The organism is Alteromonas sp. ABH4_453 (assembly GCF_056160665.1).
The window spans coordinates 529,459-545,088 of the sequence record NZ_JBSWXP010000002.1 but is presented as its reverse complement, the minus strand read 5'-3'; the positions used below and the strand labels follow the sequence as shown (position 1 = coordinate 545,088).

10 protein-coding genes are annotated in these 15,630 nt (G+C 45.1%); 7 read left to right on the top strand and 3 right to left on the bottom strand.

Features of this window, described 5'->3' with window-relative positions; genetic code table 11:
• Window positions 1–129: 129 nt before the first annotated feature.
• Entirely contained in the window at window positions 130–2,310 is a 2,181-nt protein-coding gene (locus ACXAGV_RS05800; protein WP_474872436.1) for a molybdopterin oxidoreductase family protein, read from the bottom strand.
• A 270-nt stretch (window positions 2,311–2,580) separates the two neighbouring features.
• Between ACXAGV_RS05800 and ACXAGV_RS05795 the strand changes: the two genes are divergently transcribed.
• Window positions 2,581–5,916 carry an amidohydrolase family protein gene (locus ACXAGV_RS05795; protein ID WP_474872435.1) on the top strand — a complete coding sequence of 1,112 codons (3,336 nt, stop codon included), beginning with the start codon at window positions 2,581–2,583 and terminating at the stop codon, window positions 5,914–5,916.
• 75 nt (window positions 5,917–5,991) lie between these two features.
• Here ACXAGV_RS05795 and ACXAGV_RS05790 read toward each other — a convergent pair whose 3' ends face one another.
• The gene (locus ACXAGV_RS05790; RefSeq protein ID WP_474872434.1) at window positions 5,992–7,536 is read right to left on the bottom strand and encodes a hydroxymethylglutaryl-CoA reductase; all 1,545 of its coding nucleotides are present in this window, start codon (window positions 7,534–7,536) and stop codon (window positions 5,992–5,994) included.
• A 433-nt stretch (window positions 7,537–7,969) separates the two neighbouring features.
• Here ACXAGV_RS05790 and ACXAGV_RS05785 point away from each other — a divergent pair, with 433 nt between their 5' ends.
• The 6 genes from ACXAGV_RS05785 (at window position 7,970) to ACXAGV_RS05760 (ending at window position 14,113) form a co-directional block, all read left to right on the top strand.
• The gene (locus ACXAGV_RS05785) at window positions 7,970–9,223 is read left to right on the top strand and encodes an HlyD family secretion protein (protein WP_474872433.1); all 1,254 of its coding nucleotides are present in this window, start codon (window positions 7,970–7,972) and stop codon (window positions 9,221–9,223) included.
• Between the two features lie 2 nt (window positions 9,224–9,225).
• Window positions 9,226–11,493, top strand: a complete 2,268-nt coding sequence (locus ACXAGV_RS05780; protein WP_474872432.1) for a peptidase domain-containing ABC transporter — start codon at window positions 9,226–9,228, stop codon at window positions 11,491–11,493.
• A complete protein-coding gene (locus ACXAGV_RS05775) occupies window positions 11,490–11,801 on the top strand; it encodes a helix-turn-helix domain-containing protein (protein WP_474872431.1) in 312 nt (103 codons plus the stop codon). Before ACXAGV_RS05780 ends, ACXAGV_RS05775 begins: the two co-directional genes overlap by 4 nt.
• A gap of 377 nt (window positions 11,802–12,178) precedes the next feature.
• Complete coding sequence (locus ACXAGV_RS05770) at window positions 12,179–13,177, top strand: ATP-grasp domain-containing protein (RefSeq protein WP_474872430.1); 999 nt, start codon at window positions 12,179–12,181, stop codon at window positions 13,175–13,177.
• A gap of 141 nt (window positions 13,178–13,318) precedes the next feature.
• Window positions 13,319–13,660 carry a DUF4258 domain-containing protein gene (locus ACXAGV_RS05765; protein ID WP_474872429.1) on the top strand — a complete coding sequence of 114 codons (342 nt, stop codon included), beginning with the start codon at window positions 13,319–13,321 and terminating at the stop codon, window positions 13,658–13,660.
• Between the two features lie 9 nt (window positions 13,661–13,669).
• Entirely contained in the window at window positions 13,670–14,113 is a 444-nt protein-coding gene (locus tag ACXAGV_RS05760; RefSeq protein ID WP_474872428.1) for a helix-turn-helix domain-containing protein, read from the top strand.
• Between the two features lie 122 nt (window positions 14,114–14,235).
• On the opposite strand, the gene hslU is transcribed toward ACXAGV_RS05760, so the two are convergent.
• Complete coding sequence (hslU, locus tag ACXAGV_RS05755; RefSeq protein ID WP_118491788.1) at window positions 14,236–15,564, bottom strand: HslU--HslV peptidase ATPase subunit; 1,329 nt, start codon at window positions 15,562–15,564, stop codon at window positions 14,236–14,238.
• Window positions 15,565–15,630: the final 66 nt, after the last annotated feature.

Genomic DNA, 15,630 nt, shown 5'->3' with positions numbered 1-15,630 from the left:
AATCTCGATTTGCTTGCTCTTAGGCATGTAATCCGAATTGCACGAAAACTATTCAGCAACTCGCTCCCCTGTCGAACAACCCAAGGTTCAATAAAAACAGCATAAATATCAAATCACACGAAACTTCCCTCATCTTAATTTTTCAAGTTCCACCGGTACGCCATTTAATACCGCATTTCCGGAAAGCTCATCTACCAGCAGATCATCGGTAAGAATATTCGTATTAACGCCGGGGTGCTGGCTTGCGACCGATAGTTTAATACCTTTCTTATCATGCCCCCACCCATGCGGAATAGAAATTACGCCCGGCATAATCGCATCTGTGATTTCAGTCTTTATTTTTAGCTGCCCCACACGAGACCGTACGTTCACTTCATCTCCATCTTTAACATCGTGTTTATCCGCGTCCGCTGGATTTATCTGCAAAGTGCAGCGATTGTTACCTTTGACCATTCTAGGACTATTGTGAAGCCATGAGTTATTGGTTTTTATATGGCGGCGACCAATGAGTACAAGCGAGTTAGGCTGGCTCTGCTCGTTAAAAAAGTGAGCATCAACCCTTTTCAAATCCGCCATAAAATATTCAAAGTCTAAATGTATTTTTTGGTTTTCGTGAAAAATTGCGTGCGGTAACGCGCTTTGCAGCGGCCCTAAATCGATACCGTGAGGATGCGCTTTTAACGTCTCTAAAGAAAGCTTATACCCAGCATTTTCACCCTGTCCATTTTTACCGTACATCCCTCTTTGCAAAAGGTCGTCAACCACGCCTTTAGGCTGCTTTTGCCAAAGCGATCGATAGTGGGCCGTGCTTTTTCCGTTAAGTGCATCTAGCCTCTTAGCCAGCGACAGATAAATTTGCCAGTCGGTTAACTGATCTTCATCAATGTCCACCACAGCTTCGGAATATTTAGCGAAATTACGCACTGCAAAGTTGTGAAAAACAATGTCGTAATGATCGCGTTCTAGCGCGGTTACCGGAGGAAGAATTACATCAGCATGGCGAGAGGTTTCGGTAACGAAGAAATCTACCGCAACCATAAAGTCGAGTTGAGAAAACGCCTTATCAAGCTGCTCTGCATTTGGCGTAGTGACTACGGGATTACCTGCCCCAATTACCATGGCCTTAATTTGCCCGTCTCCTGGGGTAAGGATTTCCTCAGCCAAACAGGCTACAGGATACTCTCCAGCAAAGGCAGGAAGCCCGCGCACCCGTGATGTAAAATCCCCCATACTCCCTTTGCCTGACACCGGCAAGGTATCAGCGGCTGGCTGAGTAAACATCATGCCACCTCGCCTATCCAAGTTTCCGGTTAGCATGTTAAACAGCATAATCAGATACTGAGTTAGCGTGCCAAACGCTTGCACGCTAGCCCCCATCCTGCCATAGCAAACTGCAGAATCGGCATTGCAGAAATCCACAACAAGCTGAGTTATTTGTGAAGCCGAAATACCGGTAAGCTCGCTCACCTTTTGTGGTGAATAATCGCGAACGTATTTTTCAACCGCTTTTATATCTTCAGCATAAGGTAAAACTTCATCCATTTTGTGCAGTTGCTTTTCAAACAATACATGCAGCATAGCCAGTAGTAACAGCGCATCACTGCCAGGACGTATAAAGTAATGTTCACAGCTTATATCAGCGGTTTCACTGCGTTTAGGGTCGATAACAACCACTTTCCCTCCGCGTTTTTGAATACCCTTCAAACGTTTTTTCACGTTTGGCACTGTCATAATGCTGCCATTGGATGCCAGCGGGTTCCCGCCAATGATCATAAAGTGCTGCGTGTGGTCGATGTCAGGAATGGGAATCTGCGACATATGGCCAAAAAGTCTGCGGCTGATAATATGATGCGGCAGTTGATCAACTGATGTGGCAGAGTAACGATTATGGGTCTTCAGCGCGCGATAAAAATAGGGGCCAAAAAGAATAGAACCCATGTTGTGCGCATTGGGATTTCCTAGATATACACCTACCGCATTGTTACCGTGGGTCTGTTGAATGCGGTGCAAGTTATTAGCAACTAGGTCGAAGGCTTCATCCCACGAAATCTCTTCCCAGGTGCAGTCTTCCCAGGCGCTGTCTCCTCCTTCAAGTCTTACCCTTTTTACGGGGCGCTTTAAACGGTCAGGGTCGTCGTACAAGTCTTTGAGCGCACTGGCTTTCGGGCAAATATGACCTTGGCTAAAGGGGTTATTTTTATCCCCTTTTATTGACAATATTTGACGGCCTTTCGTCGCTACTTCAATGCCACACATTGCTTCACAAAGCGTACAAGTAGAATAATGCAATTGTTGTTCAGCGTCGCTCACGATTATATCCACACATTTTGTTGTTAATAGCTTGTTACGAAATTAGCGGCTATTGCTGTAATAGACAAGCATCATTGACAGTGATGAAAGAATAGATGAAAAGATGACTGAACGTTAAAATCATACTTACAATCGCATCAACTAAATGAATCTCGCCTACTTTGCAGTAAGCTTAACCTTAAATTTACAAATGAAGGGTACAAAACAGTAAGTGAGTTCATGTACTCTGATGGCGACAGAAATAAAAAATAAGCACTTGGAAACATTATTATGATAACAACAAAGAAAAACTTGCTAGCCATAGCGCTGGTAAGCGCGTTGGGCTTAAGTGCAGCACCTATTGCATATGCCCAAAACGACGGTGAAGAAAAAACAGAAAATGAATCTGAAAAGTGGGACGTTAACAACCCGCCTTATGCATTAAACGAAGTTACCATCAAAACCAATGAAACCACGTGGTCTAGCTTAGACGTGGCGCCAAATGGCGAGTTTATGGTTTTCGACATGCTGGGTGACTTGTACAAAGTTAGTATAAGTGGCGGTGATGCAACGCCGCTTACGCAAGACTTCGCCTGGAATATTCACCCTTCCATTTCTCCTGACGGCAAGCAAATCGCATTTATCTCGGATAAAGATGGGTTAAGTAACGTATGGGTTATGGACATTGACGGCAGTAACCTTCGTCAGGTAACCAAAGAGAAAAGTAACCTTATCCACTCCCCTAAATGGAGCCCCGACGGCGAATACCTTGTGGTTACCAAAGGCATTATGTCTAGCCGTAGTATTCCGGCGGGCGAGATTTGGATGTACCACAAATCAGGTGGCGACGGCCTACAAATTAAAGCCCGTAACAGCGGAAAGCGCGACCAACAAAACATTGCCGACCCTGTATTCTCTCACGACGGCAAATACATATATTTCACTGAAAACACCGTTCCGGGCGCCCGCTTTGAATATAACCGTGACCCGCTAGAAGGCATTTTTGCAATCACCCGCTACGATCGCGAAACTGGCGAAGAGAGCCGCTATATTAGCGGCACGGGCGGCGCTGTAGTCCCTACGCCTTCACCCGACGGTAAATACATTGCTTTTGTTCGTCGTGTTAAAGACAGAACGGCGCTTTTTATTAAAGACATTAAGACGGGTGTAGAAACACCGCTGACGTTGGAACTAGAGCGAGATATGCAAGAAGGCTTTGGCTCGGAAGGTTACTTCGCCTACTTCGACTGGATGCCGGACAGCAGCAAAATCGTATATTGGACAGGCGGTAAGTTCCACACCATCGACGTAAAAGGTAAAACCACCAGCACCATGGACGTAACCGTTGAAGGCACGGTGAAATTCGCGGATGCGTTACGTTTTGACGTTGATGTAGCACCAGATGAATTTGACGTTCGCATGATCCGCTGGTCTCAAATGTCGCCTAATGGTAAGACCGTACTCTTCCAAGCATTAGGTAAACTTTATGTGCGCGACGTTAAATCTGGCAAAATTAAGCGTTTAACAAAACAAAATGATCACGACGAGTACTACCCGCGCTTTTCAAACGACGGAAAGTCGATTGTTTATACGACTTGGAATGACCAAGACCTAGGCACCGTTCGCGTAGTTTCTGCCCGAGGCGGTAAAGGAAAGGTGATTACTCAGCAGCCAGGTCACTACATTGAGCCTTCGTTCTCGGCCGATGGCGAAAAAGTGGTTTTCCGCAAGTTTACGGGCGGCTATTTACTCGACCCTAAATACTCGGTTGAGCCAGGAATTTATGTAGCGGACCTTGAAGAAGACACAGTAGAAAAAGTCTCTGAAGGCGGTTACAACGCGCATTTCGCAGGTAACAACGACCGAGTGTATTTCACCGAATCAGCAGGTGGCGAAGCTTACTACGAAACCCAACTTTCAAGCGTTAACCTTAAAGGCAACGACAAACGAACTCACCTTTACGGTGCAGATAAGGTAAGTGAGTACAAACTTTCACACGATAAGAAATGGGTTGCGTTTGTTTACCAATTTAAAACTTATGTGGCGCCGTTTGTCGAAAATGGCAAGCGCATTACCATAGGCCCGAACATGACCTCGCTGCCGGTAACGCAGCTTTCAAGCCGTGCAGGTGAATACCTGACGTGGTCGCCTGACAACAAAACCCTTAGCTGGTTTAACGGCCCTACCCTATTTAGCCGTTCACTTGATGAAGCTTTTGCCTTTGTTGATGGCGCAGCAGAAACGTTGCCTGAGCCTGTAGCTGAAGGTATGGATTTGTCGTTCACCACTAAAGCTGACAAGCCTTCTGGCTACAAAGCCTTGGTTGGCGGTAAAGTGGTCACCATGCGCGACGCCGACAATACCCAAGAGGTCATTGAAGATGGCGTTGTGTTAATTAAAGACAATCGCATTGAAGCAGTAGGTAAACGTGGCGACATCGCTATTCCTGAAGATGCTATGCAAATAGACACCTCAGGTAAAACCATCATTCCTGGACTGGTTGATGCACATGCCCACGGATCACAGGGCCGTAATGAGATTATTCCTCAGCAAAACTGGAGCCAGTACTCGAATGTGTCATTCGGTGTAACTACTATTCACGACCCATCAAACGACACGACAGAAATCTTCGCTGCGGCAGAACTTCAGCGTAAAGGTGATATCGTTGCGCCGCGTATCTACTCTACCGGCACGATTTTATACGGTGCAGAGGGATTAGGTTACAAAGCGATTATCAATAACTATGAAGATGCCTATTTCCACGTAGAGCGCTTGAAAGAAGCCGGTGCAATTTCAGTGAAAAGCTACAACCAGCCGCGTCGTGACCAGCGTCAGCAAGTGCTGTGGGCGGCAAAAAATCAAGAGATGATGGTGGTGCCAGAGGGTGGCGGTAAGTTACAACAAAACCTGACTATGCTGGTAGACGGTCACACGGGCTTAGAGCACAGCATTCCTGTGGAAAAAGGCTACAGCGACGTCACTCAGCTATGGAAAGCCACAGAGTTTGGCTATACGCCGACCTTTGTTGTGTCGTACGGCGGCATGATGGGTGAAGAGTACTGGTACGACAAAACCGAAGTGTGGAAGAACCCGCGTCTTCTTCGTTATACGCCATCGACTATTCTGGATAGCCGCGCAATTCGTAGACCTACTGCGCCAGAAAACCAGTACAACCACCAAAACGTAGCAAGCTACGCCAAAGAGCTTCGAGATAATGGGGTCAGTGTACATATTGGTGCTCATGGGCAACGCGAAGGCTTAGCTGCGCACTGGGAACTGTGGATTATGGAACAAGGTGGCTTCACGCCTTGGGAAGCACTACGCGGCGGTACAATTGATGGCGCGAAACACCTAGGAATGGGCAAAGACCTTGGCAGCATCGAAAAAGGTAAACTTGCTGACCTAGTCGTGATTGATGGTGATGTACTAAGCGACATTAAAAAGAGTGAATTCGTAGAATACACCGTACTCAATGGCCGCGTTTATGAGTCAGCGACGATGAACGAAGTGGGGAGTAAAGAAAAACGCAAGCCGTTCTTCTTCGAACAAGACAATGCCACCTTTATGCCGCAACAAACGGCAGATGAAGTGGAAGCAAAAGCACACCACTATCATTGGGAACATTAGTAAATGAACCGCTAGACAAAAGGGCTTCACATTATGTGAAGCCCTTTTTACTTTCCACCAATAATTCTAGTCGTTCTAACGGTTTCGCCCGTACTGTTCGTGCGACGAAACCCAGTCTGACGAACTGATCGCTGAGGCTAGCGATATCTCACCAGCCAGCACTACTGACGCCACGATTTCTGCAAATTTATACACGCGATCTCGACCATAACAGTCTAATAACTCTAGGCACTCTCGCTGTGTACCAATACCGGTACCGCCGCCATAAGTAGCAACAATAAGCGATGGTATGGTGATAGACACATACAGGTCGCCATCATCAGTAAGTTCTGAGTACATCATGGCCGCCGATGATTCAGATACGTTTGCAACATCCTGCCCTGTGGCGATAAACATAGCGGTAATGCCGTTTGGCGAATGCAGGCCCGTGTTATTTACACCAGATAAGAATGACCCTACGCCAGCTACACGGCCGTGGTAATCAATTTGCTTCGGGTCAACACGCATTACTTCTAACAAATGCTCTCGCTTAATGGTGGCTTCAGCTGTCACCCGTTTACCACGGGTACGCATAATGTTGATTTGAGAAGCTTTTTTGTCGGTAGCGAAGTTAGATTCAAGATAGAAGTTCTCTATCCCCTCATAATGGTCGAGTATCCACCCGCATGCCGCGAAAGTTGCGCGGCCCACCATGTTCTGACCTGCAGCATCACCGGTCCTAAAGTTAAACCGTAAGAACGCAAATTTATTCGATAGAAAGTGGTCGATATAAGTCAACTTGGCAACGCTTGAGGTCGCTTCTGCTTCTTCCTTAATCTTTTCAAAATTCTCTTTTATCCACTTAACGAAGTCTCTGGCACCTCGTGCATTTTCAAAAATAAATACCGGCGCGCGCTGCATGGCGTCATCAACTACTGTTGCCGTTACGCCACCACTCATGTTAAGTAACTTCATACCGCGATTGTATGATGCTACCAATGTCCCTTCTGTGGTCGCTAGCGGTACTACGAAATCTCCTTGTGCATGTTCTCCATTTATCTTCAGAGGCCCAGCAATACCGATAGGAACCTGTGCCACGCCAATAAAATGCTCGATATTTCCTTTAAGGGCTTGCGGGTCGATAGAGTATTTACCTACATGATCAATTTTCTTACCCGTAGCGCTTTCAAAATATTCTTGGCGTGTTTTTATAATGCTTTCGCCATAATCATCCATATCGTCACGAGGAATAAACGCACTGCGTTGGCCAGGCGCCGTTATATTATCTTCTACTTCAAATTTGAGTTTTCCAAAGGGAGAAGCAGAAAAGCAGATACCCAACTTTCGTTTTTCAGGACAAGGGGCTTCATCGATATCCAAGTGTACGGTTATAGTTTGACGCAGTGCAAACGGCTCGCCGTCCGACTTATTTAATGCATTTACAGCAATGCAGGAATCAGGCGTGAGTTGAAGTGAAATTTTGTCTTCGGAAATCTTTTCTCCATCAAGTGATATCCATTTCACTTCTTTGATGGTTGCATCTTTCAATCTATTTTTCAGAGAAAAGGATAAGCCTTTATCTGTCTTGGTTAGACTTGCGCGTGTGTAAAGTTGTTTTAAAAGTATACTGGGTACAAACATGAGGCTTCCTTCTGTGTGCTCTTACCGTTTTATTTTCATATTCCTTTGTTTTTTATAGCACATTCTTTATACAGGTCTATGACTTCTTTTTATTTTTTAGCTAATTTTTGAGCAAAATCAATTTTCAATTTTAGGCCAAGCACTTTCAAAAATGCGCCAAACCCAATCAGAGTAGTTGCAGCTTAAACATAGACCCTAGGCATAATTCTCAAAAATTTTACCTCACCTAAAGTTATCACCGTCATCGCAGTTATGTTGACCACAAGGTATCTGGCAGTAACAAAACGGAGGCATCAAGGATTGCGACGCCAAGGATTAATAGCCAACAAGGAAGCGGCAGCCAGATACTTTTTATGTGATGTAGCGCATCGAGAACTAAAGTGGTTTTAACCCCATGTTCTGAGTGCTGAGAGCAAGATAGAAAGGAATACTGATGAGAACAGGGCTGTTTAGAAAAGAAGTCATTAATGAACAATTAAATACTACGGAAGGAAGCTTTTTAATGACACCTAAACCGGTCTACTCGGTGATTTCAGGCCTGCTTATTGTTTGGGTTGTGGCCGTTGCAGTGTATTTGAACACAGAAAGTTATGCGCGCAAGGCATCAGTCAGTGGATGGTTAGAGCCTAACCACGGTGTATTTAAACTATACGCCGACGCAAGACGTGGAAAAGTACTTAATGTTTTAGTAAGCGAGGGGCAGTTAGTAAAACAAGGAGCCCCCCTTATAACGATAAGTTACAGCAATAGGGACGCTCTAGGGAATGAGGTTAGCACGCAGTTACTTGCAGAGCTTGAGGCGAAGCAGCATCGGACATTACAAAGTATTCAGCGGCTTCGAATATTGCATGTAGCTCAGCAACATGGTTTAGAGGAGCAACACCTTCAAGCCCAGCAAGCCCTAGCGGCGCAAGATGCCATTGTTGAAATATCACAATCCCAATGGCTTTTAGCTACCAAGCAATGGGAGAAAGCTCAAACCTTGCTTGAACAAGGTCATATAAGCCAAGCCGATTTTGAAAACCATACGCTGCAACGTTTAACAACAGAGCAACAGCTCACATTAGCCAAAAAGGATCTGAGAATCGAACAAGCTAATATTGCAGCAATTAATCACGAAATTTCTACTTTGCCGCAACAGCAAGCCAATGAACTGGCGAATATAGAGAACGCATACAGTGACCTTAATCACCAAATTGTGAGTTACAAAAGCGACGCTGAAGAGACCGTGTATGCACCTCACACCGGTGTAGTGTCCGGCCTTCAGGTTAAAACAGGATATACCGTTGATAGTTCTCGCCCGCTTCTAACACTGCTTCCCGAGAATGGCGACATACAAGCGCGTATCGCAGTTCCCGTTAGCTCGGCAGGGTTTATTCGGGAAGGACAGGCTTTGCATATTCGATACGACGCATTTCCCTATCAAAAATTTGGTGTCCAGTCTGGCGAAATAGTAAATATTTCTCCGTCGCTCATTTTGCCCGGCGAGCTTAAAGATGTACCTATTTCAATTAGCGAGCCAACCTACCTTGTTACTGCAAGCCTCAGCGCAAACGAAATATTGGCTTACGGAAATCGTATTTCGTTAAAGGCTGGAATGACATTTTCTGCAGATGTGGATTTAAGTCAACGTAGTCTTTTGGAGTGGCTAATGGAACCGCTATACAGCATTACAGGGAAGCTTTGAACATGTTGAGCATAACACACCCTCTTTCTACCCATATTTTCCATACAACAAAGCGCGCCCCCGTTATCTTGCAAAGTGAAGCGGCTGAATGTGGACTGGCATGTGTAGCTATGATTACACAGTATTATGGTGACAAGCGCGACCTCAACACCTTACGCCAAACCATGTCCGTTTCGCTGCGCGGCACAACGTTGAAAGATGTAATGGGAATTGCCAGCGACTTGGGGTTTCAAACCCGCGCAATAAAAATAGAAATGGAACACCTTAAACAGCTCTCCTGCCCTGCCATATTACACTGGAATATGAATCACTTTGTGGTGCTGACCAAAGTAAAAGGGAAAACCCTTACCATTCATGATCCCGCTCTTGGGCGGCGAGAGCTTCAGTTTGAAGAAGCATCAAAATACATAACCGGTATTGCACTAGAAGTTTCACCAAGCGACACCTTCAGTCCTAAGAGGTCAGCACCGCGCCTTGGTCTTGCTCAATTTTTCTCTCGTACGGTTGGGTTTAAACGAAATTTACTTACGCTTTTCGCACTGTCGATTGTGTTGCAGCTTTTCGCACTTGCAACGCCTTTTTATATGCAAACAGTGGTAGACGACGTACTAATTTACAACAACGATGCCTTGCTAAAAGCGCTTGCTATTGGTTTTGCCTTACTACTTGTTATAGAAACTTTTACTAGCGGAGTAAGAAAGTTAGTTATTTTATCGGTGTCCTCTCGTCTTCAGCTTCAGATGTCAGCGTCAGTATTTAAGCACCTTCTTTCTCTTTCCTTGGATTACTTCGATAAGCGTCATATTGGTGATGTGGTATCCCGTTTCGGGTCGTTGGCAAGTATTCGCGAGTTTTTAACCACGGGCGTAGTGTCTGCAGTACTGGACGGAATTATGGCCGTGATCACCTTGGCGGTAATGATTTTGTATTCCTTCAAACTTACCCTTATTGTGGTTGTGATTATGCTTGTCTACCTTGCCTTTCGACTTGGGCTTTTACCGTTTATCAAAAGGCTAACTACTGAACGCATTGCCCTTGCCGCGTCTGAGCAAAGCCACTTTATGGAAAGCGTGCGTGCCATTTTGCCTATTCGCGTATACGGACAAGAAGTACAGCGTCACGGTCAATGGCAAAACAAGCTTGTCGCCACTCTGAATAAAGACATCACACTGGGCAAAATTAATATAGGTAGTACGCTGACTAACCAATTCTTATTTGGCGCAGAAAACCTAGTGGTAGTCTACGTTGGTGCAAACTTAGTGATGGAAGGCGCACTCTCCATAGGTATGTTGCTCGCATTTATGGCATACAAGACACGCTTTGTAAGTGCACTAGATGGGGTAATTAACAGGCTGATTGAGCTGAATATGCTAGGTGTCCACTTCAATCGTTTAAGCGATATTTTGCTTACGCCTGCACAGCAAAAGCCACGCTTGCAAAATAACAATGATAGCACATTCAACGGGCAAGGTGCTCTCTGCGCTAATGCAGACCTGCCTACCGCTTTTACGTCCAATCCGCTTTCGCCTGACTTTTTAGCGCCTAATGATAAAAGCACGGCGTCGTGCCAGCCTTCTGAACCACGCTTAATAGCACTAAAAGCTACCGCGCTCAGCTATCGCTATAGTGAAACCAATGCTTGGGTGTTTAAAAACCTAACGCTGTGTGTAAATGCTGGCGAGATAGTAGCAATCATAGGTGGCAGTGGTTGTGGGAAAAGCACACTAATTAAATGCCTGATGGGACTTTATCCAATCTCAGAGGGCCTCATTGAGCACACAAGTGGTGTTAAACCCGTCATCGCATCAGTGCTTCAGGAAGACGCCTGTTTAAGCGGCACCATCGCCCAAAATATCTGTTGTTTTGAAGAAGTACCTGACCTTAAGAAAATGGTTTACGTCGCACAGCTTGCCTGTATTCATCAAGACATCATGCACATGCCTATGCAATATCACTCTCTTGTAGGTGATATGGGCAGCAGCTTAAGCGGCGGTCAAAAACAACGTGTACTTCTGGCAAGAGCCCTCTACCAAGAGCCAGATATTTTATTTTTAGACGAGGCAAGCAGCCACCTTGATATGGAGAACGAGGCCAAAATTAATCATCACCTCAAAGCGTTGAACATGACACGAATTATTGTGGCGCATCGCCCCCAATCTATTGCTATGGCAGACAAAATTTATCGTTTGGAAGACGGCATACTACAACCAAGCTCTCCCACTGAAGTAACAGGAAGCGCAACATCAGGTAAACACGGAGAAACACAATGAAAAACCATGAAGTAAGAGAACCCGCAGTATTAATAACAGCAACCGAACGCATGAAAATAGATGCGAGTGGCCTTACCGCTAACAACAGTATTATTCCCATGGACTGTTTGTCAAAACGTGAACTGCAGGTCGTCCACAAAATAATGGAAGGCTGCTCTAACAAGGTCATCGCCTCTGAGTTATTTATCAGCGAGCGGACCGTTAAGTTCCATTGCGCCAACATTTATAAAAAACTCAATATCAGTAGTCGTTCCGCACTTATTGCCTGCTGCTTTCGAACTCTTTACCAAGAAGTAGTTTCGCTTTAAGCGCATCTACTTCATTACTCAACACGCCATTACAAGGAGCGTACTTTATGAAACACCTTCAACCAAGTCACAACCAACCAACAACCAACCAACAACCAATGAACCCGTTGCTTTAGCCGAAGCCCATCTTTTTGAGGTATCCGGCGGCCTTCGCGCTCGCTTAAGCGATACCGTGCCGGTTGTCGGCCCAACACCGAAAGAGCCGGTTTATATAACCATGGCCATTGGTGAAGGCGGCGGCAAGCTACCGGATATTTTGTCTTAGCGTTTTAACTACTTAGTGCCAACATATGGATAGCCAGTGTTTATGACCTTTCCATATGTTGCGCTTTCTACAAACAGATACTCATATACCAGTCCGCTAGCAAGGAGCGCGAATGCACGTTGCACTTTTAGGAAGTGAGCAAGACCCACAAATTCAACACGTAGCGAAGGCACTCAGTCAAGCAGCTACCCCTTTTTATATCGCCAATACACAACAGTTCGGTTCAGCATGGAGTATTAGCTATGACCCTGACTTTGATGACGGGTTGGTTCATTTCAATTCGCCGACACTCTGCGACCAACCCAGAGTGACTTTTTCGAACACCCTAGCGGCTTACTGGCATGAATATTTGCCGGGAACTTCGTTGACAGCATCAGATGAGAATAGTCGTCCCGAGCACACGGTGAATAACAAAATTAAGGCCGAAAAGCCTAACGATAAGCCACCTAACCTGCTAGCTGATGCTACTTGGGTCGAGCAAGAACGGGCGAGCACCTTACTGTGTTGGTTTAGCTATAGCGACATCAAATGGGTGAATTCTATTGACGCCGTGAGAAGCCACCAATGTAAGCCTTATCAATCACGAGTTGCAGGGAAGTTAGGTGCGAATATACCCTACACCTTCGTAGGCAATGCCCCCGAAGTCGCCTCTCAGTTTTGCAGCAACATGCGAGAAGTTGTTTATAAGCCAGTACGCGGCGGTCGCACGGCGCAGTTTGTAAATAAACAGCCTAATATGCGGCCTTTACTTAATACTTTGCTTAGTGAACGTCCGGTGACCTTTCAGAAATATATTGAAGGCACAAACGTCAGAAGTTACGTGTTAGGCAATGATGTGCTCAGCGTTCAGATTGATTCAGAAGAATTGGACTACCGGAACGACGATAGGGCGAGCATATCAGTGGCAATAGTGCCAAAAGAGGTAAAGCGTCTGGCTATTAAAATTTGCCAAGCGTTAGGCATGCATTGGTGCGCAATCGACTGGCGAAGAAGTGCCAAGGAAAAGTACTTTTTTCTCGAAGCTAACCCAAGTCCCTGCTTTTTGAAAGTAGAAAACGATACCGGTCTAGATATTACAGACAAATTGGTGGCACTGCTTGTGGAGGTTTAGTTTTTATAACATTTTAACAAAGCCCATTTGCCTCTAAGCGTTTTTGTAAATTCTCTCAGCTGTTATTTACATAACTGTTAACAATGCTTATTGACAACACACCCCAAACCTATCAATATGATAGGTAACGAACAAGTAATTATGGCCCCAAAGTCCCCCAAAGGCGTTAAGGAATTCCCTCTTACAGCGGAAACTGCAAGGAAGATAATGAGCGACCTTGCAGAAAACCATACTCATAGAATTCGGTGGAGTAAGCATGTAAAGCAGCGTATGCATGAGCGAGGGGTAACTACAGGTCAGGTGATGACTTTACTCAAGAGTAAATACTCGGTTTTTAGGGAAGGGCCATATCTTGATATAACCGGTGACTGGAAATTTAATCTAAAAGGTTTAGCAGCGGGGAAAGTCATTGAACTAACCGTAGCACTAAAGAATCATCATGATAATCCAACTTCAGTTCTAGTTACTGTTTGGATAGTTTGAGAGGTTTATATGTACCATTACACTGAAAGTGGGTTATCAAATGTGTTTTTGAAAAATGGTGTTACTGTTGAGACTGTCGACGGCGAAGAATACACAAGTATTGACGACATGAACGGCCTCCATAGCGCGATCGCTCAAGCGATTGTAGACACCAGCAGACCCCTTGCGCACGATGAATTTAAATTCTTACGTATTGAATTGAATCTTTCTCAAAAAATACTCGCGACTCGTTTTGGTGTAGATGAACAGACCATTGCACGTTACGAGAAAGGTCAAACGAAAATTCCAAGGACAACAGATGCTGCTTTAAGGGCGCTGTACATGGAAAGCCAAGAAAAGAATAACCCTGTGAGTTACTTTCTTGATCTTCTTGCCGATACTCAGGCTCAAGAAGCTGCAAGTATAATTCGTCTTGAAGAAATTGAGGATCACTGGGAAAAAGTGGCAGACTAACCCTTACTTTTTTCCAATAAAAAAGCCGACGTCATTTATAAAGTCGGCTTTTTACTAACTGTTTGTGTAGAAGCAAATGCTCATGACCCAATTACATGAAGAGACCTCTACTTACCAGTTATTTAAAGGATAAAACGCGAAAGATCTTCGTTATCCACCAAGGTTTCTAAGTGGCTGTTAACGTAGTCTGCATCAATCACGAATGACTCACCGCTCTTTTCAGAGGCGTCAAACGAGATGTCTTCCATCAAGCGTTCAAGCACGGTATGCAAACGGCGAGCGCCAATGTTTTCAGTACGCTCATTTACCTGCCATGCCGCTTCGGCAATACGCTGAATACCAGAGTCATCGAAACTGATATCAACACCTTCCGTTTTCATTAACGCAACATACTGCTGAGTTAATGATGCATTTGGCTCGGTAAGAATACGTTTAAAGTCGCCCACTTTCAGCGCAGCAAGCTCAACGCGAATTGGGAGTCGACCCTGAAGCTCTGGGATAAGATCCGACGGCTTGCTCATTTGGAATGCACCTGAAGCAATAAACAAGATATGGTCGGTTTTAACCATGCCGTGTTTTGTCGACACCGTTGAACCTTCTACAAGTGGAAGCAAGTCACGCTGGACTCCTTCACGAGAGACATCGCCTGATGTATTGCCTTCACGCTTACAGATTTTGTCAATTTCGTCGACAAACACAATACCGTGCTGCTCTACTGACTCTATAGCTTTTTCTTTCAAATCTTCTTGATTTACAAGACGTGCTGCTTCTTCTTCAATAAGCAGTTTGAACGCTTCTTTAATTTTCAGCTTCTTCTTTTTCTTTTGCGAACCCGACAAATTCTGAAACATGCCTTGAAGCTGATTAGTCATTTCTTCCATACCAGGAGGCGCCATAATTTCTACGCCCATCTGTGGAAGTGCCACATCAATTTCAATTTCTTTGTCGTCTAAGTCGCCTTGACGAAGCTTTTTGCGAAATGCTTGGCGGGTGCCGCGATCTTCAACGTCTTCTTTGTTGCCCCACGCGTCTTCTGGAGGAGGAAGCAAAACATCTAGAATTCGCTCTTCCGCTGCTTCTTCTGCGCGGAATTTCACTTTCTTCATTTCGTTTTCTTTCGTCATCTTTACCGCGATGTCGGCAAGATCACGAATGATGGTTTCAACTTCTTTACCCACATAGCCCACTTCGGTGAACTTAGTCGCTTCAACTTTAATGAAGGGCGCGTTAGCAAGTTTAGCTAAACGGCGAGCGATTTCGGTTTTACCCACACCCGTTGGACCAATCATCAAAATATTTTTTGGTGTAACTTCTTGGCGCAGCTCAGGCTCAAGCTGCATACGACGCCAGCGGTTTCTAAGTGCAATAGATACAGCGCGCTTGGCATCTTGTTGACCGATAATGTGTCGGTCTAACTCGTGAACAATTTCTCTTGGTGTCATCTCAGACATGAATAAACCCTTTTCTAACAATACTTGTTGTACTTGCTACGCAAACGAACGACAACAAGCCAATAA